Here is a 19,492-nt window from a genome sequence, read left to right on the forward strand (position 1 = left end):
CAGACTATCCGCGTAATTTTCCGCGTTTTGGAAGTTGCGCACGGGGCCTTACTCACCGCATCTGCCACTGCAACTTCCTGTATCTTTCCAAATGCACTTCTACCTACCCCGTCGCCATCGCCGCCGTCTGTTGTTTCCGCCGGGCCTGCTGGCGCTGGCGGGGCTGCTGTGGCTGGGGTGCTGGGCAATGCGGCCGTGGCAGGAGCAGCTAAAAGGCAGAAATGTTATTCAGTTGACGATGCCGGTAACACCGCGTGGTGACCAGCCCAGCCTACGCTACGAGGTTCCTAATCCGGCAAAAGTCTGCAAAACTTGTTCCTGGCATGATGCCCGCTTTACGGGGAACCGCGCAGCAGACAGAAGGGCGCAAATACAAATCACCCAATATGTGCATGATATCAAAGCTGATACCATGCACGCTGGTGGTATGCGCGTACAGCTTGCCCCGACTGCCCGGTACGAGAGCTTCGTTTTCTTGCTTAATCTAATGCTCGAAAAAAACATTAAAAAGTACTGGGTCGATTTCACACGGAGTCCGACCGTTTTTTATGCCATTACCGATGCATACAAACCAATACCCCCTGAGCTAAGTGGCTGTTTTCTTTGCAATGATGTCATCAACTACCAGCCGCCACTTCCTGTACCTGTCTCCTTGTGGGTTCGTTTTGATAACCAAGTCACCGAATTCTGGCAACTGCATTGGGTACGGCCACTCCTACAGGCGTTTCAGCAGCCCGAGTGGCGGGCTTCCCTGTGGCTATTGGCCGCGATTGCCGCGTTAAGTAGCTGGCGTTTATTCCAATTCCGCCACAGCGGCTGAATTCCAGCCGCCTCACCCCTACCCGTGGCCGTTGGTCCGGAGCAGGGCTCCGACCTGGTCGGCATCGGGCAGGCCGGGCTGCCGCCACAGCTCCACGCCCTGGTGCATGAGCACGCAGGTGGGCAGCTGGGCGGGCGCAAAGCTGCGCACCACGGCCGGGTAGGTGGCTTCGTCAATCTGCAGGATTTGCACGGCCGGGCCGAGCCGGCGCTGCAAAGCCGCCAGCGACCCTGGCGAGATAAGATGGGGCGACGTTTCGTCGCGGCGGTCCAGGGTAGGGAGCATCACCAGCAGCACACTGGCCGTGGGGGTGCCGCCCACTTCAGTAGGCTGGAAGCCAGACATGTTGGAGAAGGAATAGTGCGGCTCAAAACTACCGGCCGCAATCACATGATAGCATGACAGATATCAGGACCACGGACTGATATCCGTCATGTGGTTTTTTTTGTGGAAATTGGGGTTATAGTTGCATTTTTCCTCCCGCTCATGGCCGTCAACCTGTTCAACAACCCCCTGACGGACACGCTTTTTGAGCGGGCTCAGGACTTCGTGGGGCTGTACGACGTGGAGCTGGGCTGGTTTACGCGGGTGAACCCGGCGGGCTACCTCCTGCTGGGCTACCCATCGGCCCGGGCCTTGTACACCGACCCGGTGCGGTCGTTGCAGCCGCAAAAGCTACCCCACGGCGAATGGGAGCGGCTGTGCCGCCTGGTGCTGCGCACCGGCCACCAGGAGTTCGAGACCGAAGTGCGCCGCCAGGCGGGCAGCACGTTCTGGGCCCGCATCGAACTTACCAGCCTCACCCTGGAGGGCCGGCCCTATCTGCTCATACGCCTCACCGACACCAACCGCCTGCACGAGGCCGAGCGCAGCCTGGCCCAGAGCGTGCGGCGCTTCGAGGCCGTGTTCACCCACGCCACCATCGGCATCATTGTGTGCAACCAGCACGGCGACATTGTTTCGGCCAATGCCAAGGCCCAGCAGCAGTTCGACTATTCCATTGCCGAGTTGCTCCGCCTGCGCATCGAGGCGCTGGTGCCCGATGGCGTGTGGGCCCGCCACGAGCAGCTGCGCCAGACGTTTGGGGCCCACCCGCAAGCGCGGGCCATGGGGGCCAACCGCGACCTGCAGGCCCGGCGGCGCGATGGCTCGGCGTTTCCCGTTGAAATCAGCCTGAGCTATTTTCACCTCGACCAGCAGCTGTTTGCCGTGGCCTACATCATCGACATTTCGCACAAGCAGCAGGCCGAGCGCGACCTGCAGGCCGAGCGCCAGCGCGTGGAGCGCCTCAATGCCGACCTGGAGCGCAAAGTGGCCGACCGCACCCACGCCCTGATGACCACCCTGGCCCAGCTGGAGCGCCGCTCCGAAGAGCTGACCAAGGCCCTGGCCGCCGAGCAGGAGCTCGGCGAGCTCAAGTCGCGCTTCGTGTCCATGGCCTCGCATGAGTTTCGCACGCCCCTCACGGCGGTGCTGACCTCGGCCGCGCTCATCGAAAAATACCCCACCACCGAGCAGCAGGACCGCCGCCTGCGCCACCTCGGCCGCATCCGGCTATCGGTGAAGCACCTAAACGATATTCTGGAGGAATTTCTGTCGGTGGGAAAAATTGAAGAGGGCCGCATTGCCGCCCAGCCGGCCCGCTCCGAGCTGCCCGCGCTGCTGCGCGATGCCGTGGCCGAAGTGCAGGGCCTGCGCAAAGCCGGCCAGCACATCGAGCTGGCCCTGCACGACCTCGGCCCGCTGTGGCTGGATGCGTCGCTGCTCCACAAAATCCTGGTCAATCTGCTATCCAATGCCCTCAAGTATTCGGGCGAAAACACCACGATTACCGTGCGCGCCAGCGGCCAGCAGCACCGGCTCACGCTGAGCGTGCAGGACGAGGGCGTGGGCATCAGCCGCGAAGACCAGGAGCATTTGTTCGAGCGCTTTTTCCGGGCCCGCAACGTCACCAACGTGCCCGGCACCGGGCTGGGGCTCTACATCATTGCCCGCTACCTCGAGCTGATGGGCGGTACTATTGCCCTGCAAAGCGCGCTCGACCAAGGCACGACCATTACCATCGTCATTCCCTATGAAGACCATTCTGCTGATTGAAGACAACGCCATCATCCGCGAAAACACCGCCGAGATTCTGGAGCTGGCCGGCTACGCCGTGCACACGGCCGAAAACGGCAAAGTCGGCGTGGCGCGGGCCCTGGCCACCCGGCCCGATTTGGTGGTGTGCGATATCATGATGCCCGTGCTGGACGGCTACGGCGTGCTCCAGATTTTCAACCAGAATCCGCAGCTGGCCGGGGTACCCTTCATCTTTCTCACCGCCAAAACCGAGCGCCTCGACCAGCGCCGCGGCATGGAGCTGGGGGCCGACGACTACCTCACCAAGCCCTTCGACGAGACCGAGCTGCTGAGCGCCATTCACGGCCGCCTGGCCCGGTTCCGGCACCTGCGGCCCGAGTACGACCTGCACGCCGAAGGCCTGAACGAGTTTCTGGACGATGCCCGCACCGCGGGCAGCCTCGCCAGCCTCTCGCAGGACCGCCGCACCCACCCCGTGCGCCGCAAGCAGGACATTTACCTGGAAGGCGACGACCCGGCGCGGGTGTATTTCGTGAAATCGGGACGCGTGAAAACCGTGAAAACCACCGCCGCCGGCAAGGAGCTGATTACGGGCCTCTACGGCCCCGGCGAGTTTTTTGGCTACCTCGCCCTGCTCGAGCACGGCCCGCACAGCGACTCCGCCGTGGCCGTCGACGAATCGGAGCTGGTGTACATTCCCAAGGACGATTTCACCCAGCTGCTGCTGCGCAATGCCGAAGTGGGCCAGCAGTTTATCCAGCTGCTGGCGGGCCGCGTGCACGAGCGGGAACAGCAGCTGCTGGCCATGGCCTACAGCTCCATCCGCCGGCGGGTGGCCGATACGCTGCTGCGCATGCACGAGCAGGCCGGAGCCGGACCCGAGGCCGGCATTCAGCTCTCGCGCGACGACATGGCCGCCATCGTGGGCACGGCACCCGAGTCGCTGATTCGGACCCTCAGCGAGTTCAAAGCCGATGGCCTGATTGAGCTAACGCCCAGGAACATCCGGGTGCTGCAGCCCGAAAAGCTGCGCCGCGCCAACTGGTAACTACTGTGAGTTGTAGCGCGGACTTTGTAGTCCGCGAGTCTGCTCGTTCAGCCTGTTTTAACGGCGCGGGGACGCGGACTACAAAGTCCGCGTCCCCGCGCCGTTAACAGCCGCTGATAAGCATACCTCGACGGCCCCATATTCATTTCCCAATACAGCAACCATTTACTTAATTTAATTGTCCACAATTAAACATTATACAATCAAAATTCGTTGACTACCCAGACGCTATGAAAACCCCACCCTCCACCAGTACCACCGCCGCCCACCACGCCACCTCCGTGCTGAAGCTGGAAAACCAGCTCTGTTTCCCGCTCTACGCCGTGTCGCGGATGCTCACCAAGGCCTACCAGCCCCACCTGCTGGCCCTGGACCTCACCTACCCGCAATACCTGGTATTCATGCTGCTCTGGGAGCACGACCAGCTGACGGTGAAGGAATTGGGCGAAAAACTCCTGCTCGATTCGGGCACCCTCACGCCCCTGCTCAAGCGCATGGAGCAGAAACAGTGGCTGAGCCGCCGCCGCGACCCGCGCGACGAGCGTTCGGTCATCATCGGGCTGCTGCCGGCGGGCCGGGCGCTGCAGGCCAGGGCCGGCCGCATCCCCACCGATATGCTGGACAAGCTCCAGATGTCGCCGGCCGAAATCTCTACCCTGCGCACCCAGTTGACCCACATTCTTACCCAGCTGGCCTGATTACCGGCCGGCACAACGCTCTTTTGCTATGAACAACAAGACCATCGTTCTCGCCAGCCGGCCCACGGGCACGCCCACGGCCGCGCAGTTTCAATTTGAAAAGCGCGAAGTGCCCACGCCCGAACCCGGCCAGCTGCTGCTCAAAACGTTGTACGTGTCGGTAGACCCCTACATGCGTGGCCGGATGAGCGCGGCCAAGTCGTACATAGCCCCGTTTGCCGTGGGCGAGCCCATCACGGGCGGCGTGGTGGCCGAAGTGGTGGAAAGCCACAACCCGCAGCTGCCCGTGGGCAGCGTGGTGGTGGGCAACCTGCCCTGGCAGCAATACAGCGTGGCCGATGCCAAAACCCTGAACCGCGTGCCCGCCGACAAGGCCCCAGCCAGCTACTTTCTGGGGTTGCTGGGCATGCCGGGACTCACGGCGTATTTCGGGCTGCTCGACATTTGCCAGCCCAAGGTGGGCGAAACGGTGGTGGTGAGCGGCGCGGCCGGCGCGGTGGGCATGGTGGTGGGCCAGCTGGCCAAAATCAAAGGCGCGCGCGTCATCGGCACGGCGGGCTCCGATGAAAAGGTGGCTTACCTGAAATCGTTGGGTTTCGACGAGGCCATTAACTACAAAACCACGCCCAACCTGGGCAAAGCCCTGGCCGCTGCCGCCCCGCACGGCATCGACTGCTACTTTGATAACGTGGGCGGGGCCATCACCGATGCCGTGTACGACCACCTCAACAAACACGCCCGCATTGCCCTCTGCGGGCAGATTTCGATGTACAACGCGACCGAAGTACCCACCGGCCCGCGCCCCGAAGGCAAGCTGCTCAAGAGCAGCTCCCGGCTGCAGGGCTTCATCGTGAGCGACTACCTGCCCCGCTGGCCCGAAGGCGTGGCCCAGCTCACCGAATGGTACACCGAAGGCCTGCTGAAAAGCGAGGAAACCATCACCGAAGGCTTCGACCAGATTCCGGCGGCGTTTCTGGGCCTGTTTACGGGCGAAAACACCGGCAAGGCCATTGTGAAAGTGGCTTAAAGAATCCAGAACGTGTACCCCGAATTTCCAATTCGGCCGCGTGAACGATACCCGAACACCTCGTTCGCCCGGCCGAATTGGAAATTCGGAGTACACGCCCTGGCTGCTCCTACCTATTTCTACCAATCATCCACCATCAAATACCTGATTACATGAAAATTGCAATGATTTTGACCTCGCACGACCAGCTTGGCGACACCGGCCACAAAACCGGTTTCTGGCTGGAAGAATTTGCGGCCCCCTACTACGCATTCAAAGATGCCGGCGCTACGCTCACCCTGGCGTCGCCCAAGGGTGGCCAGCCGCCCCTCGACCCCAAAAGCGACGATGCCAGCGCCCAGACCGAGGCCACGGCGCGTTTCAAAAAAGACCCGGAGGCCCAGCAAGCCCTGGCCCATACCGTGACGCTCGACACCATCAAAGGCGAGGATTTCGACGCCGTATTCTACCCCGGCGGCCACGGCCCGCTGTGGGATTTGGCCGAGGATGCCAAATCGATTGCCCTGATTGAAACCATGTATGCCGCCGGCAAGCCGGTAGCCGCCGTGTGCCACGCCCCCGGCGTGCTGCGCCACACCAAAGCCGCCGACGGCTCGCCGCTGGTGAAAGGGAAGTCGGTGGCTGGCTTCACCAACACCGAGGAAGAAGCCGTGCAGCTGACCAACATCGTGCCCTTCCTGGTGGAGGACATGCTGAAGGAAAACGGCGGCAACTACTCGAAAGGGGCCGACTGGCAGCCTTACGTGGTGACGGCCGGCAACCTGATTACCGGCCAGAACCCGGCTTCGTCGGAGCCCGCCGCCCAGGAGCTGCTGAAGATGCTGCGCAAGTAATTCATTTGGTGCAAATGCGCCTTTTACGGCCCCGGTGGCCCCTTTTGGGGCGGCTGGGGCCGTTTTTGCGTGGTAATGAGGCAATGCAGGCGAATGGATGAGTTTTGTCATGGGGCCGGCTGGGGGGCCGCGCTAGCTTTATGGGGGGCCACTCCGGCCCGGGCAGGGCGCAGGGATGCCGCAGGGGCATTTTTGGGCGCCGCCACCCCCTACCGTTTCCGCTCGACAACCGCTTTTTCCAATGGCGCACGCCCCCCAGAACATTTATACCCAGCGCCAACGGCACACGCTGCTGATAGTGGTGCTGCTGACACTGGGTGCGCTCGTCGTGTTTGGGCTGCTGAGCTATTTATCGGCATTTCTGGGCGCGGGGATTTTGTATGTGGCGCTGCGGCCCTGGTTTGGGGCGCTGGTGCACGGGCGCGGCTGGAACCGGCAGCTGGTGGCGGCCCTGCTGCTGCTCTTCACGGTGGTGGTGCTCATGATTCCGTTTTATGTGCTCAGCAGCATGCTGGTGGAGCGGCTGCGCGACATTGGCCAGTATACCAGCCAGGTGCTGGCCGTGGTGCACCGGCTGGAACGCCTCACCGGCTACGCCTTCACCAGCGAGCAAAACGTGCGGGCGATGCTGGGCCAGCTGGCCAGCCATGTCAGCCGCTGGCTGCCCACGCTGGCGGGCAGCATTCTGCACTTCATCTTCGTGATGGCCCTGCTGCTCTTCACCTTATACTACATGTTTGTGCAGGAAGAAGCCTTTCTGCACCACCTGCGCCGCTTCCTCCCCTTCCGGCCCGATACCCTCGACAAGCTGCAGGAATCGCTGCAGAACAACGTGAAGGCCAACGTGGTGGGGCAGGTGCTTATTTCGTTGGTGCAGGGCGTACTCACGGGGCTGCTGCTGCTGGTGTTTGGCGTGCCCGACCCGCTATTTTGGGGAGCGGTTGGCTTTTTCGTCTCGTTTATTCCGGTGCTGGGCACGCCCCTGGTGTGGGGGCCGGCGGCGCTCTACCAGTTTGCGCACGGGGCCACGGGGCAGGGCGTGGGCATTCTGCTGGTGGGAGCCGTGGTGGTGATGAACGTGGACAACCTGCTGCGCATCGTGCTGGCCCGCTACATCGGCAACGTGCATCCGCTGGTGACGCTGGCGGGCGTCACGCTGGGCATCATCCTGTTCGGGATTCTGGGGCTGGTTATCGGGCCGCTGCTGCTGTCGTACCTGGGGGTATTGTTGCAGGTATTCGCCCACGAAAACCACCGCGACGAGGTGCCCGGCGCACCAAAAGCAGTGAGCCACCGGTGAGCGCGCTCCGGCTGCTAGAGCAGCGAAAGCGGACCCCGGCCGCGCAGCCGAAACTCAAACATGTTGGCAATGTTGAGGGCCCGCACCTTGGCCTCCTCGGCCCGGGGACCGGCAAACAGCTCCTCCACGGTGGCGTTGAACAGCACCAGCCACTGCTCAAAATGCGTGGCATCGATGGGCAGCGGCAGGTGCTTGGGAAAGGGCCGGCCGTGGTAGCGCGAGGTGCCCAGCAGCAGGCTGCTCCAGAAATCGTACATGGCCGGCAGGTGCCGGGGCCAGTCGACCTGCGCGAACCCGTTGAATATCGGCGCGAGCAGAGCATCAGCATTCACCTTATTGTAGAAGGTATCAACCAGCCGTTTAACGTCGGCTTCGGAGGTAATATCAGGGCGGGTGGAGGTCATGAAAGGTATAGGATGGCACCATAGCCGAGGCGCACCCGCACCCGCGAGCGCCCGTCGGCTATGGTGCAAAATTACATGCTGCCAAAGCCCCTGGCCGGCGCGGCGGCATCGGCATCCCTTTCAGGCGATGGCCGCGTTGCGGCCGTGGGCCACGGCGCGTGGGGCGGCGGCGCCGGTGGGCAGCACCAGCACCGGCACGGGGCAGCGGGCCAGCACCCGCGCCGTGACGCTGCGATGAAACAGCTCGCCCAGGAAACTGCGCTTGCGGGCCAGCATCACCACCAAATCAGGCTGGGTGTCCTGCACGGCGGCCAGCACGCCCTCGCAGTAGTTGCTGTACTCGTAGCCCCGCAGCTCGGGGGTGATGTCGCCCACCAGGCCGCTGGCCTGCACGGCCCGCAGCGCCGCGCCGCAGCCGGCATCGTCCTCCACCCCGCTCGATACGTGGGCCACCACCACATCGGCGCCCGCCTGCGCGAGCAGCTGGCAGAGCGGCTGCGCGGCCGGGGCCAGAGCAAACGGCTCCCGGTCGGCCGCAATCAGCATGCGGTGGGGGGCGCGGGTGGCCGGCGCCCGCATGGGCACCACCAGCAGCGGGTAGTGGCCGGCACGCAGCAGCTCGGCGCAGGACATGGCCACGCTGGCCGCCGAAGGATGATTGAGGTCGGGCTGGCCCAGCACAAACAGGGTCGGCCGGTGGCGCTCGGCCACATCCTGGGCCACGGCGGGCAGCAGGTCGGTGGCAATTTCGACGGTGGTGGGCGTGCGCAGGGCTTCGGCTTGCCGGTAGAGGGCGGAGGCCGTGTTGGCCTCGTGGCTTAGCTCAACCGTGTGGTAGCCCTCGCCCACCAGCGCGTAGGGGTCGTAGAGGGAAGCCCGGTTGACGTGCAGCAGCACCAGCCGGCCGTGCAGGGCTTCGGCCAGGATGTCGGCGTAGTGCACGGCATGCCGGGCCGACTCGTAGAAACCAGCAAAGGCAACGATGGTAAGTAGCATGGCTGAAGGGTTTTTAAGTACTCAGTCATAAGTGGTCAGATTTGAATCAGTTTTTTGACTGACAGTGCCTTGCTGTCTCATTACTGACTACTTAATTCTGATTACCTGTTTGACGTAAAAGCAGCAGTGAGCCGCCGGCGCAGATTAGGCTGGCCGGCTCGGCTCATTCATCCCAGGCGGTTATTTCGGCCGATAGCAGCAGCACCGGCACCGGGCTGTGGCGCAGCACATGGTCGATGATACTGCCCTTGAAGAGCTTGTGTATCCAGCCGTGGCCCAGGTCGAGCAGGCCCACCACATCGGCCGACAGCTCCTGCACGGCCTCCAGAATGCCCGCGGCCGGCAGGCTCCCGATGACTTTGTGCAGCCCGCTTTGGGGCATGGCAGCGGCCAGCCCGCAGTGCTGAGCGGCTTTCAGCCCCTCCCAGCCGCTGGCCCGCTCTTCTTCCGTCAGCACGGAAACCGTCACGATATCGAGCCCCAGAATATCGAGCAGCGGGGCCACGGCCGTAGCCGAAGTAGCCAGCCGGAAGCCCCGGTCCTCCACGGCCAGGGCCAGGCGGGCGGGCAGGTGCAGGGCGGTGTCGGGCAGGTGCTCGGGCACCAGCAGCAGCGGGTAGCCGGTGCGGTGGGCCAGCGGCAGGGCCCGGTTGCTCAGCCACTCATCGAGCTGGCCGTGGGTGGCCGTGAGGCCGGCCACCAGCAACAGCGGCTGGTGCTGATGCACGGCCTGCTCCACGGCCTCGTACCAGCTGGTTTCGATGAGCTCGGCGGTAGCGGGCACGGGCAGAGCATCGGCCACCCGCTGCAGCGAGCGGCGGGTTTCCCGCACGTAGCCTTCGTCGATGTAGGGCAGCACCATGCCGTATTCGGTGGCCGTGGGCGTGGGCAGAAATACGTGAACCAAGTGCAGCTCGGCCCCCAGCGGCGCGGCCAGCACCGCGGCGTAGGCCCGCGCTCGTTCGGAGGCGGGTGAAAAGTCTGTTAAAACGACAAGATTGGGTTTCATGGCGAGGGTCGCTAAGTAGGCAGTCAGCGTTGAGCAGTCAGTAGCAGGGCAGCAAAATGCTGCTAATCAGAAAAATGAGCAAATCCTGACTCTTGATTACTTATGACTGACTACCTGGTCATTGGTCTGTGTGGGCCGGCAGCTGTAAGCCGTCGTTTTTAAGTACTTGTGCAGAAGTAAGCGTGTTCAAGTCGGACCGGCTGAAGCAACAACGACTTCGGTCCAACGGCAACCGGTCGGACCGCCTAGGGCGGTCGGACCGGGGCATCCGCTTACTTCTGCACGAGTACTTAGCTACTATAATCATGTAATCATATGATTTACAATAAATAAGGCGCTTAAAAGAGTACTCCCGGCGTGGCGGGTCAAGCCATCAGGTCAGGCTGGGCATCCAGGTGGGCTGGCCCTGGACCGTGGCCGGCACCAGCAATACCGGCACGGGGCTGTGGCGCAGCACTTCTGCCGTGACGCTGTGGTGGAAAAGCCGCCCCAGAAAGCTGCGCGGCCGGGCAATGAGCACCAGCATATCAGCCTGCGTGTCAATGACGGCCTGCAGCACGCCGGCGGCCGGGCGCACATGCGCGGCCTCATACAGCTCCAGCGGCTGGGCGGCGGGCACCAGTCCGCTCATTTTCAAGTGGTTCAGAGCGCGCTGGCCGGGGTAGGCCTCGCGCTCGCCGGGCACCAGCACATGCACGGCGGTGTAGGCCGCGTGCCAGCTGGTGAGGAGCGGTAGCAGGGCCTGCGCGGCCTCGTTGAGGTGGAACTGCTCGGCATCCACGGCCAAGGCAATGCGGAGCGGCAGGCGGAGGGGTACCGCACTTTCGGGCACCAGCAGCAGCGGGCGATGGGTGGTGCGCAGCACGGGCAGCGCCTGATTGTGCAGGAGCTGGTCGAGCAGGGTGTGCTCGGCGCTCAGGCCCATCACCAGCAGCAGCGGGTCGCCCTGGCACACGGTTTCCTGCACGGCCGTGACCAGGGGCTGCACCGATACCTTCACTTCGGCCGGCACGGCCAGCTGATAGGCCCGCTCGCGCAGCAGGGCAGCGGTTTCGGACTGGGTGCGGAAAGTGTGCGCGGCCGTCACGGTCACCAGCTCGGGGTCCAGCACGGGGTCGTGGTAGAGGTGCAGCAGCTCCAGGTGGGCCTGCTGCGACGCACCCAGCACGGCGGCGTACCGCGCGGCCTGTTCCGCCGCGGCCGATAAGTTAGCCAGTACAACAATGCAGGGGCTCATGGCAGCAGGGGATAAATGGCGGTTTTGAATTAATTAAAAATTAAGAATTAAGAATTAAAAAGTTGATGGCCAAAATTTTAATTCTTAATTCTTAATTCTTAATTCTTAATTCATTTATACAAGGCGAAAAATGCGCTAGCCCCGGTCGTGGCCGGCGGCCACCCGCAGGTGGTTGTTCACGGTGTGGGCACCCATTTCCAGGGCATCGAGGGCGGCCTGTTTGCGCTCGTGCCAGGTATGCACGGTGCCGTTGAGGGTGACGCGGCCATTGTCGACCTGCACTTCCACATCCTGGGCGTGCAGGGCCGCCGACCAGAAGTAGCACGTCCGAACACGGGCCGCCAGGGCGTGGTCGGGGCTGAGGCCATCGGCCGGAAAGGGTGCGGTAGCGCCCGCTGGCACGGTACCCGCCGGCTGGTCGCCGCCGAATACTTCCACCCGGTTTTCGATGGCCGCCACGCCGTTCACGCCGGCGGCCACAGCCCCGGCCTGCTCCTGCTCAAAATGGCTGTTGGTGCGCCCGTAGAGGTACACTTTGCCGTTGTACACGTTCACGCTGAAATCCGTGCAGCCCACGTAGGGGTCGCGGGCCAGGGCCGCGACCACATCACGCCGGATGTCGCTGTCGGTGAGCAGCTGCCCGGCCCGCACGCGCAGCAGGTTGTGCACGTCCCACACGCCCACCACGTCGCGGGCATCCTGCTCGGCGGCCTGCTTGGCGCGCAGGTTGCTCACGGTGCCGGTCAGAGTCACCACGCCGGCCTGCACCTGCACGGTGGGCTCGTAGGAGAGCACCCGGGGGTCGAAGCGGAACGTGTCGCGCACGGCGGCCCCGATTTCGGCATCGGCTTTGGGGGCAAGCTTATCGGGGCGCAGGTGGGGGTCGAGGGCCCAGCAGGCCACAAACAGGTCGCGGGCATCCACGCGCACGGCCCCGGCCTGGTGGGCGGTGGCCACCACCCGGGCCTTCTCCTCGGCCGTGCCCACCGTGCCCGTCAGGTGCACCACCTGCTGGCTGGTGCGCACCTGCACCAGCACGCTGTTCACCCGAATATCCCAGTCCAGCAGCTCCTGAATCTGGGCCGTAATTTCCTCATCGGAATTCACCAGCCCGCTCCCGCGAATGTCGAGGTGCCCGGCCTCGATGCCGCGCACCCCGCGCACGCCTTCCAGCACCCGCAGCACCAGCTGCTTCTCAACCCACGACTGCACCATGCCGGTGAGGGTGGCCACGCCCTGGGCCACGGCGCAGCGCACGTTGTAGTCGGCCGTGGCGGCGTCGCTGCTCAGGGCCAGCTCCACATCGCGCAGCAGCTGCTGGTCAGGCACTTCCTGGGTGCGAACGACCAGCTCGTTTATCACGCCGCGCACGCCCCGCACGGCCAGGGCCAGCTGCTCGGCACGGGACCGGGCCAGCAGGTTGTCGGTGAAACCGGCCAGCTCCACGATGCCTTCCCTGGTCACGATATCGATGAGGTGCGCATTCACGCCCCGCTTCGTGTGAAAAAGCATTTCGACGGCCGTCGTGATGTCCGCGTCCGCCACGCGCTCCGGCCGGGCCGGAGTGGTTTGGGTATCTAAGGTTTGCATCAGGTTAGGACGTTGATTTATAGTAGTTTTGCTTTTAGTGTGCTGAGTTAAAAGTTGAGAGTTAAAAGTTAAAAAGCAGATACAATGAGTTTTAACTTTTAACTCTCAACTTTTAACTTTCTGCAAAAGTGTATACCAACCTGGAAACCGCTGTAGAACGAGCTAAGAACCCGGCGGCTCAGGTAACGCCCGGCCCGGTGCCCAGGTGCCAGCCCAGCCGGACGAGCCCCAGGCCCAGCAGCACCGAAAGCAGCAGTAGCAGGATATTCATGACGGAAGCGGCGCGGTAACTGGATTTTGGCCGCGAGCCCAAACGGGCAGGCATTCAGCGCGGGCAACATACTTTCACCAAAGGACGACAAATGGGCCAGCCATTGCGCTGATAACAATTGCGTTGACGCATGATTTTTGTCATTTCGCTTCCCCACCCCACGCGGCCGCACTGGGCAAGGGCCCGAATAATCCCTGCCGCACCACCTCATCGTAGCGGTAGATATCGGGCAGAAAGCGCAGCTGGCCGCCCGCCACCGTGCAGGTAGCGTAGCGCACATGAATGGGCATGGCACGCCGCAGCTGCACATCGCGCGGGGTGGGCTGGCGGGCGCAGGCCGCTTCGCTGGGCAGGCTTACCGGCTGGCCACCCCGGCGCAGCAGGTAGGCCGCCAGCTCCATGGGCGCGGCCATGCGGATGCAGCCGTGGCTCAGGGTTCGCACGGGGCGCTCAAAAAGGGAGCGCGCGGGCGTGTCGTGCAGGTACACGGAGTACGGGTTTTTGAACCGGAACACAATGTTGCCCAATGCGTTGTCGCAGCAGGCCGACTGCCGGAAGGTATACGGGAAATTGGCCGGCGACACCCGCGCCCAGTTGATGCGGTACGGGTTCAGGGCCTGCCCCCGGCGGTTGTAGAGCGTCATGTTGTTGCGGGCCAGGTAGCCGGGGTTTTTCCGCAGGCTGGGCAGCACTTCTTTAGTGGCGATGGAGTTGGGCACGTGCCAGTCGGGGGCCAGCGTGAAGTAGCTGATTTGGCTGCTGAGCGTGGGCGTGGGCGTTTCGGGCTTGCCCACAATCACGCGGTGGCGGCGGCGCACCGAATCCCCTGCCACCACCTGCAGCTCGTAGGCGGGCAGGTTTATCAGCAGGTATTCCGGGTCGGCTATCGGGTTCCAGCGCCAGCGCTCCAGGTTGAGGGCCACCTGCTGGTAGCGGGCCTGCTGCAAGTCGGCCGAGTCGGGGTTGGTGGGCTGGGCCAGCCAGCGCACCAGCGCCCGTTGCAGCTGGCGGTACTCGCGGTGCGTGGGCTGGGCCGCATCAATGGCCTCGGGCACGCGGTGCGCGGCCAGGGCGGCGCGCAGCACGGCCGCCGGCTGGCCGGCCGGGCCGGCCGCTTTTTCGCGGGCGGTGGGCGTGTACGGGTGCAGGCGGCCCCGGCTGAGGTCGCGCAGCAGGCGCAGCAGCGCATCGCTGAGGTACACTTCGAGGGCAGCCTGCTGGCGGGCACGCACGGCCGGGGCGATGGTGCCAGGGGGTTGCGCCAGCGAGTCGCGCAGGGTACGCAGGCGGCTTTGGTGGTAGTCGGCAGGGCCCAGGCCGTACTCGGTGGCGCGGGCCAGGCGGGTCAGGGCGGCCGTGGCATCGGGGTTGAGGCTGTCGCTGAGTGGCGTCCAGGCCGGGGCGTAGTCATCCCCAAAAAACTGCCGGACCTCGGCCGCCGCCAGCAGGCCCAGCCGGGTATTGGCGGCCCGCAGGCTGCCGGCCGCCGTGGTGTCAAGCAGCGCCTGAATCCGGGGCGCGACCGGCTCGGCCCGCGGCGGGGCCGGCCCCGAAACCCGCGTGGCAATGACCGGGGTTGCCAGCGGCAGCCCGCGCTCTTCCGTCTGAGATAGCGAGCCGCACCACGGCACGGCCAGCGCCAAACCGAGGCAGGAACAGAAAACGCGAACGGAGGGAATCATCAGTGAAAACGGAAAAATGAAGCCCGCCCAAACGGCTCATGCCACCACCGGGCTGGCCGTCAGCTCGTGCTCGGCGGGGTGGTGCTGGGCCCAGGCGTCGAGGCTGGCGATGGTGGTGGCGGCAATGCTGGCCAGGGCTTCGCGGGTGAGGAAGGCCTGGTGGGCGGTAATCAGCACGTTGGGCTCGGCCAGCAGCTCGGTCATGAGCGAGTCGGTGGGGGGCTGCTGCGAATGGTCTTCGAAATACAGGCCCTTTTCGTACTCGTACACGTCGAGGCCGAGGTAGCCCAGCCGGCCGGCGCGCAGGGCGGCCAGCGCGGCGCGGGTATCGAGCAGCCCGCCGCGACTGGTGTTAATAATCATGGCCCCGGGCTTGCAGCGGGCCAGCATCTCGGCCCCCAGCAGGTGGTGCGTGGCGGGCATGAGCGGCGCGTGCAGGCTGATGATGTCGGCGGCGGCGCAGAGCTCGGGCAGGGGCAGGTAGCGCATGCCGTAACGCTCGGTGAGCTCGGGGTTGGGCTGAATATCCTGGCCCAAAAGCTGGCAGCCGAAGCCGTGCAGAATGCGCGCCAGCACCGCGCCAATGTGCCCGCAACCCACCAGGCCCACGGTTTTGCCGTGCAGGTTGAAGCCCACCAGCTCGTCGAGGCGGAAGTCGGCGCGGTGCAGCAGGGACTGGCTGCGCGGCAGCTGGCGGTTGAGGGCCAGCATGAGGGCCACGGCGTGCTCGGCAATGGCGTGGGGCGAATACTCGGGCACGTTGGCTACTTGCAGGCCCAGGCGCTGGGCGGCGGCCAGGTCTACCTGGTCGTAGCCGGCGGCGCGCACGGCCACGTAGCGGACTCCCAGCGCGTGCAGGGCCTCCAGCACGGGCGCGGAGGCATCATCGTTGGCAAAAATGGCCACGGCCTGGCTGCCCTGGGCCAGGCTGGCGGTGGCCAGGCTCAGGGCCGGGAGCTGCAAGTGAAGCTCGTGGCGGCCCTGCGCGGCCTCCAGCAGAAAGGGGTGTTCGTACTGATGGGCGCTAAAAATTGTAACTTGCATACAATGAACTGATTATGAAAATACGTGAAGCGTGAGAGGCTGTTTGCGTTGGTTGAGCTGGCGGCCTGCGGCGGTGGGCCGCTGCGGGCCGGAGCGGGAAGCCAGCGTGAGCAGGTATACGGAGCCCGTGACGCAGTGGGCGGCTTCGGGAAATTGCAGGCTGACATCCATAAAAACAGGCCGAAAAGAAGCTCCACAAGGTTACGGGGCCGGGCCGGGCGGGCACATGACCAAAATCATTCGCCCGCCTTACTTTCAGCATGTTCCGGTGGGCCAGCGGTTCCGTTTTTTGCCAGCGTTTTCACCCTTTCCGTTCGCGTACTCATGGCCGTATCCCTGCTCATTCTCACCGATTTTTTCCAGGCCGCCAACCACGCCCTCAACTACGCCACCAACCTGGCCCTGCCGCTCAAGGCCCGGCTGGTGCTGCTGCACGTGCGCCGCGACTCGGTGCTCGACCCGGAGCGGTTCACCGGCCATCTTTCCAACCTGAGCCAGCAGGCTATCAATCTGGCGTTAAGCCGCGTAGCCCACGACCTGCCCGTGCCCGTGGTGGCTGAAATTGGTCACGGCCAGGTTGCTTTTGCCGTGGCCGATGCGGTGAGCCGCCACCACCCGGCCCTCATCGTACTGGGCCGGCCCGACGAGTCGTCGGTGCCCGATGAGCTGGTGCAAACCACCTCCCTCGACATCCTGCGCACCTCCCCCTACCCCATGCTGGTGGTGCCGCACACCGTGCCGCGGGCCACGCTGCCCCGGCGCGTACTGCTGGCCGTCGATGGCGATGCCTTCAGCCTGGGCGAGCACGCGGGCACCGTCCGGCAGCTGCTCACCGCCCTCGGAGCCGCGCTCACGGTGCTGTACGTAGCTCAGGCCAGCCCCACTATCGAAGCCGAAGCCGCCGCGGCGCTGGTCACGGTGCAACAAACCGGCCTCACGGTGGGTCTGCCGGAAGTACAGGTTCGCGACGTGGCCAGCGACCACCCCGCCGAGGGCATCCTGAAAACGGCCCGAGCCGCCGATTTCGATATGGTCATTCTTATTGCCCGCCCCCGCAGCTTCCTGGGCAAGCTTTTTCACCGCAGCGTAACGGCTCAGGTGCTGCTGCACAGCACCTTGCCGGTGCTGGTGGTGCCCGCCGTCGAGTAGCCGCCGCCAAAAAAGCGGAGTCGTAGCACGCTTGTTGACACATTACTAGAGCAGATTCCAAGTTGGTATATGGGGTGTAGAGACGCGACACTTCGCGTCTCCTCGCGTGGGAATCGTTCAACGAGGAGACGCGAAGTGTCGCGTCTCTACACCCCGTACAGCAATCCGAAAACTGCTCTAGTTGCCCCCTTACAGCAGTTTCCAAGTCCATGTACAGAGTTAAAAGTTGAGAGTTGAAAGTTAAAAGTCAGACGTAGTGGGTTTTAACTTTTAACTCTCAACTTTTAACTGTTTTAAAAAATGTACACTGACTCGGAAACTGCTCTAGCTTGGGAGCCTGTCGGGCGCAGCGCCTACCTTCGGCCCACGCATGCCCGCCCTCCCGCCCGACCTCCGCAAAGCCCTGTTTCAACTGCCCGAAAAGGAGAAAGACCAGCTCCTGGCCCGCCTCGTGGCCCAGGATGCGGTGCTGACCGAGCAGCTGGCCTTCCGGCTGCTGGAAGGTCCGGCGGCCCTCGAAACCCGCCGCGCCAGCCTGCGCACCCAGGTCGACGACCCGGTGCGCGGCTTCCACCAAACGCCCAACGACCTGCTCGTGATTCTGCGGCAGCTGCAGGCACGGCTGGCCTACCACGCCCGCATTACCGACGATACTTTCGGCGAAATCGAGCTGAGCTGGCGCTTGCTGGCCAACGTGTTCCGGCACCAGGCCGCGGCCACCGTCCGGCTGCACGGCCCCACCCAGCCGCTGCTCCAGCACCTCACCAGGCGCACCCACGAAACCCTGAAACAAACCGCCCGCCTCCACGAAGACTACCACCTGGAGCTGGCCGAAACCGCCAACGCCGTGCTGGCCGCCCTCTGGCAGTCCGGAGCCGCCCCGCTGGCCCGGGAGCTGGGCCTGCCAAGGAGTTTTGAGAGTTGATTTTGTAGGGTTGAGGGTTGAGTTTTGAGAGAGGACTACTGGTCTGAACGTGCTTGGCCCTCACTCAAAACTCAGCATTCAAACCTCAACATCCAAACCTCAGCATTCAAACCTCAACATTCAACCCTACAAACTCAACCCTCCCTACAGCGCCCGAAACACGATGGGCATGGTGAGCGTGACCCACACGGGCTGGCCCTGGATTTTGCCGGGCGTCCACCGAGGCATGAGGCGCACGAGGCGCAGGGCCTCTTCGTCGAGGCCGGAGCCGAGGCCACGCACTACGCGCGGGTCGTGCAGGTGGCCTTCGGAGTCTATGGTGAAGGTGATGAATACCTTGCCCGAGAGGCGCTTATCGAGAGCAGCCGTGGGATAGTTGAGGCGGCCGCTCAGAAACCTGAGTAGCGCCGCGTCGCCGCCGGGGAAGGCGGGCATTTCATCGGCCGTGAAGTAGATGGTGGGCGTGGCGGCGGATGCGGCCGACGACGATGACGGCGATGATGCAGGCGCGGTCTGCACGCCGCCATCGGCCACGGACGGCGCGATGATGGAGGCAGTCTGGGCCCGGACCGGACCAGCAGCTACGGCCAACAAACCAGCAGATAGTAGATAACGAAGCATAGACTAATCCGGGTAAAGTTGCTGACAACAAAGCTACCGGGGCGGCCCAGGGCCCAGATACAGCGCGTATTATGGTTCTGTTGCGCTTGTGTTGGTAACATGGCGGCGACTAGCGGCGCAACATTACCGGAATCCTTTCCCAGCCAACCACAGTACAATAGCCTACACTTTTCTGCTGCCTTACCCCGCCGCCATTATGTACACCACCGACCCTGATTCTGCGCGCACGCCCCAGCTGTCCGAAACCCTGTTGCGGCAGGCGCTCGACGAGCTTGATGCCAAAATCAAGACCCTGCACAACCGCGCCCAGGCCACGGTAGCCGGCTCGGCCAATACCTACGAAGCTCACGCCACGGCCCTCGAAACCAAGCGCGCCCAGCTGGCCGAGCAGTTGGCCCAGGCCCCCGCGCCCGCCACCGGCCCCGAGCCCAGCGTGTGGTCTCAAATCCAGCGCGGCATCGAAACCCTGCGCCAGGACATGCGGGAGCTGCTGTAAACCAAGGCGCTCAAGCGCTACACGTACAGCAAGGGGATATAGCCGCCCCTTGGCCGCCGACGCAAACGTGCATCGCCGAAGGGTTGTGAGATGGAGCGGTACGGAGGGAACGGCACGTGACCGCGAGGCGCGGGCCTGCCGGCTCCCGGCCGCGCCGACCGCCTGGCCCGGCGAGCTGGGCTTGAATTTTGTCCTGGCCGGCAGTCCAGCCGAGGAAGCGGGTACGCCAGGACCTATCTTTACCTACCAATTAATACTTATCC

General features: G+C 64.0%; 20 protein-coding genes. 10 read left to right on the plus strand and 10 right to left on the minus strand.

The features are described 5' to 3' along the window. Nucleotides 1-91: 91 nt before the first annotated feature. Complete coding sequence (locus tag ABD819_RS05545) at nucleotides 92-820, plus strand: hypothetical protein (protein ID WP_345121869.1); 729 nt, start codon at nucleotides 92-94, stop codon at nucleotides 818-820. Nucleotides 821-838: 18 nt separating this feature from the next. On the opposite strand, the gene ABD819_RS05550 is transcribed toward ABD819_RS05545, so the two are convergent. Next, nucleotides 839-1,165, minus strand: a complete 327-nt coding sequence (locus ABD819_RS05550) for a thioredoxin (RefSeq protein WP_345121871.1) — start codon at nucleotides 1,163-1,165, stop codon at nucleotides 839-841. Between the two features lie 141 nt (nucleotides 1,166-1,306). On the opposite strand from ABD819_RS05550, the gene ABD819_RS05555 reads away from it, so the two are divergent. The 6 genes from ABD819_RS05555 to ABD819_RS05580 all read left to right on the plus strand — a co-directional run bounded on the left by ABD819_RS05555 (nucleotide 1,307) and on the right by ABD819_RS05580 (nucleotide 7,805). After that, nucleotides 1,307-2,917, plus strand: a complete 1,611-nt coding sequence (locus ABD819_RS05555; RefSeq protein ID WP_345121873.1) for a sensor histidine kinase — start codon at nucleotides 1,307-1,309, stop codon at nucleotides 2,915-2,917. Next, nucleotides 2,895-3,947 (plus strand): response regulator, encoded by a 1,053-nt coding sequence (locus tag ABD819_RS05560; RefSeq protein ID WP_345121875.1) that lies wholly within the window; start codon nucleotides 2,895-2,897, stop codon nucleotides 3,945-3,947. Before ABD819_RS05555 ends, ABD819_RS05560 begins: the two co-directional genes overlap by 23 nt. A 230-nt stretch (nucleotides 3,948-4,177) precedes the next feature. Continuing rightward, the gene (locus ABD819_RS05565) at nucleotides 4,178-4,645 is read left to right on the plus strand and encodes a MarR family winged helix-turn-helix transcriptional regulator (RefSeq protein ID WP_345121878.1); all 468 of its coding nucleotides are present in this window, start codon (nucleotides 4,178-4,180) and stop codon (nucleotides 4,643-4,645) included. Nucleotides 4,646-4,673: 28 nt separating this feature from the next. Continuing rightward, entirely contained in the window at nucleotides 4,674-5,672 is a 999-nt protein-coding gene (locus ABD819_RS05570) for an NADP-dependent oxidoreductase (protein ID WP_345121880.1), read from the plus strand. Between the two features lie 152 nt (nucleotides 5,673-5,824). Further along, nucleotides 5,825-6,505, plus strand: a complete 681-nt coding sequence (locus ABD819_RS05575; protein ID WP_345121882.1) for a type 1 glutamine amidotransferase domain-containing protein — start codon at nucleotides 5,825-5,827, stop codon at nucleotides 6,503-6,505. Between the two features lie 241 nt (nucleotides 6,506-6,746). Continuing rightward, nucleotides 6,747-7,805: an AI-2E family transporter gene (locus tag ABD819_RS05580; protein WP_345121884.1), complete on the plus strand. Its 1,059-nt coding sequence runs from the start codon at nucleotides 6,747-6,749 to the stop codon at nucleotides 7,803-7,805. Between the two features lie 14 nt (nucleotides 7,806-7,819). Here ABD819_RS05580 and ABD819_RS05585 read toward each other — a convergent pair whose 3' ends face one another. The 8 genes from ABD819_RS05585 to ABD819_RS05620 form a co-directional block, all read right to left on the minus strand. Next, entirely contained in the window at nucleotides 7,820-8,209 is a 390-nt protein-coding gene (locus ABD819_RS05585) for a group III truncated hemoglobin (RefSeq protein ID WP_345121886.1), read from the minus strand. A gap of 120 nt (nucleotides 8,210-8,329) precedes the next feature. Further along, the gene (locus ABD819_RS05590) at nucleotides 8,330-9,205 is read right to left on the minus strand and encodes a universal stress protein (RefSeq protein ID WP_345121888.1); all 876 of its coding nucleotides are present in this window, start codon (nucleotides 9,203-9,205) and stop codon (nucleotides 8,330-8,332) included. A 163-nt stretch (nucleotides 9,206-9,368) separates the two neighbouring features. Beyond that, nucleotides 9,369-10,214: a universal stress protein gene (locus ABD819_RS05595; protein ID WP_345121890.1), complete on the minus strand. Its 846-nt coding sequence runs from the start codon at nucleotides 10,212-10,214 to the stop codon at nucleotides 9,369-9,371. A 373-nt stretch (nucleotides 10,215-10,587) separates the two neighbouring features. Beyond that, nucleotides 10,588-11,451 (minus strand): universal stress protein, encoded by an 864-nt coding sequence (locus tag ABD819_RS05600; RefSeq protein ID WP_345121892.1) that lies wholly within the window; start codon nucleotides 11,449-11,451, stop codon nucleotides 10,588-10,590. Between the two features lie 135 nt (nucleotides 11,452-11,586). Beyond that, a complete protein-coding gene (locus tag ABD819_RS05605; RefSeq protein WP_345121894.1) occupies nucleotides 11,587-13,041 on the minus strand; it encodes a BON domain-containing protein in 1,455 nt (484 codons plus the stop codon). A 411-nt stretch (nucleotides 13,042-13,452) separates the two neighbouring features. Next, complete coding sequence (locus tag ABD819_RS05610) at nucleotides 13,453-14,994, minus strand: L,D-transpeptidase family protein (RefSeq protein WP_345121896.1); 1,542 nt, start codon at nucleotides 14,992-14,994, stop codon at nucleotides 13,453-13,455. Between the two features lie 36 nt (nucleotides 14,995-15,030). Next, on the minus strand, nucleotides 15,031-16,038 hold the full coding sequence (locus tag ABD819_RS05615; RefSeq protein ID WP_345121898.1) for a 2-hydroxyacid dehydrogenase: 1,008 nt from the start codon (nucleotides 16,036-16,038) through the stop codon (nucleotides 15,031-15,033). Between the two features lie 12 nt (nucleotides 16,039-16,050). Next, nucleotides 16,051-16,209 (minus strand): hypothetical protein, encoded by a 159-nt coding sequence (locus ABD819_RS05620; protein WP_345121900.1) that lies wholly within the window; start codon nucleotides 16,207-16,209, stop codon nucleotides 16,051-16,053. Nucleotides 16,210-16,362: 153 nt separating this feature from the next. On the opposite strand from ABD819_RS05620, the gene ABD819_RS05625 reads away from it, so the two are divergent. Beyond that, nucleotides 16,363-17,187 (plus strand): universal stress protein, encoded by an 825-nt coding sequence (locus ABD819_RS05625; RefSeq protein ID WP_345121902.1) that lies wholly within the window; start codon nucleotides 16,363-16,365, stop codon nucleotides 17,185-17,187. Between the two features lie 370 nt (nucleotides 17,188-17,557). Further along, complete coding sequence (locus ABD819_RS05630; protein WP_345121904.1) at nucleotides 17,558-18,112, plus strand: hypothetical protein; 555 nt, start codon at nucleotides 17,558-17,560, stop codon at nucleotides 18,110-18,112. Between the two features lie 144 nt (nucleotides 18,113-18,256). Here ABD819_RS05630 and ABD819_RS05635 read toward each other — a convergent pair whose 3' ends face one another. Next, on the minus strand, nucleotides 18,257-18,733 hold the full coding sequence (locus ABD819_RS05635) for an energy transducer TonB (RefSeq protein ID WP_345121906.1): 477 nt from the start codon (nucleotides 18,731-18,733) through the stop codon (nucleotides 18,257-18,259). A 196-nt stretch (nucleotides 18,734-18,929) separates the two neighbouring features. On the opposite strand from ABD819_RS05635, the gene ABD819_RS05640 reads away from it, so the two are divergent. After that, complete coding sequence (locus ABD819_RS05640) at nucleotides 18,930-19,229, plus strand: hypothetical protein (protein WP_345121908.1); 300 nt, start codon at nucleotides 18,930-18,932, stop codon at nucleotides 19,227-19,229. Nucleotides 19,230-19,492 lie beyond the last annotated feature (263 nt).

The organism is Hymenobacter antarcticus (genome assembly GCF_039539545.1).
In the GTDB taxonomy this organism is placed as follows: Bacteria; Bacteroidota; Bacteroidia; order Cytophagales; family Hymenobacteraceae; genus Hymenobacter; species Hymenobacter antarcticus.

Coding starts and splice junctions, on each gene's coding strand:
- ABD819_RS05545 (WP_345121869.1), top strand. CDS start 92: ATGCACTTCTACCTACCCCGTCGCCATCGCCGCCGTCTGTTGTTTCCG.
- ABD819_RS05550 (WP_345121871.1), bottom strand. CDS start 1,165: ATGTCTGGCTTCCAGCCTACTGAAGTGGGCGGCACCCCCACGGCCAGT.
- ABD819_RS05555 (WP_345121873.1), top strand. CDS start 1,307: ATGGCCGTCAACCTGTTCAACAACCCCCTGACGGACACGCTTTTTGAG.
- ABD819_RS05560 (WP_345121875.1), top strand. CDS start 2,895: ATGAAGACCATTCTGCTGATTGAAGACAACGCCATCATCCGCGAAAAC.
- ABD819_RS05565 (WP_345121878.1), top strand. CDS start 4,178: ATGAAAACCCCACCCTCCACCAGTACCACCGCCGCCCACCACGCCACC.
- ABD819_RS05570 (WP_345121880.1), top strand. CDS start 4,674: ATGAACAACAAGACCATCGTTCTCGCCAGCCGGCCCACGGGCACGCCC.
- ABD819_RS05575 (WP_345121882.1), top strand. CDS start 5,825: ATGAAAATTGCAATGATTTTGACCTCGCACGACCAGCTTGGCGACACC.
- ABD819_RS05580 (WP_345121884.1), top strand. CDS start 6,747: ATGGCGCACGCCCCCCAGAACATTTATACCCAGCGCCAACGGCACACG.
- ABD819_RS05585 (WP_345121886.1), bottom strand. CDS start 8,209: ATGACCTCCACCCGCCCTGATATTACCTCCGAAGCCGACGTTAAACGG.
- ABD819_RS05590 (WP_345121888.1), bottom strand. CDS start 9,205: ATGCTACTTACCATCGTTGCCTTTGCTGGTTTCTACGAGTCGGCCCGG.
- ABD819_RS05595 (WP_345121890.1), bottom strand. CDS start 10,214: ATGAAACCCAATCTTGTCGTTTTAACAGACTTTTCACCCGCCTCCGAA.
- ABD819_RS05600 (WP_345121892.1), bottom strand. CDS start 11,451: ATGAGCCCCTGCATTGTTGTACTGGCTAACTTATCGGCCGCGGCGGAA.
- ABD819_RS05605 (WP_345121894.1), bottom strand. CDS start 13,041: ATGCAAACCTTAGATACCCAAACCACTCCGGCCCGGCCGGAGCGCGTG.
- ABD819_RS05610 (WP_345121896.1), bottom strand. CDS start 14,994: ATGATTCCCTCCGTTCGCGTTTTCTGTTCCTGCCTCGGTTTGGCGCTG.
- ABD819_RS05615 (WP_345121898.1), bottom strand. CDS start 16,038: ATGCAAGTTACAATTTTTAGCGCCCATCAGTACGAACACCCCTTTCTG.
- ABD819_RS05620 (WP_345121900.1), bottom strand. CDS start 16,209: ATGGATGTCAGCCTGCAATTTCCCGAAGCCGCCCACTGCGTCACGGGC.
- ABD819_RS05625 (WP_345121902.1), top strand. CDS start 16,363: ATGGCCGTATCCCTGCTCATTCTCACCGATTTTTTCCAGGCCGCCAAC.
- ABD819_RS05630 (WP_345121904.1), top strand. CDS start 17,558: ATGCCCGCCCTCCCGCCCGACCTCCGCAAAGCCCTGTTTCAACTGCCC.
- ABD819_RS05635 (WP_345121906.1), bottom strand. CDS start 18,733: ATGCTTCGTTATCTACTATCTGCTGGTTTGTTGGCCGTAGCTGCTGGT.
- ABD819_RS05640 (WP_345121908.1), top strand. CDS start 18,930: ATGTACACCACCGACCCTGATTCTGCGCGCACGCCCCAGCTGTCCGAA.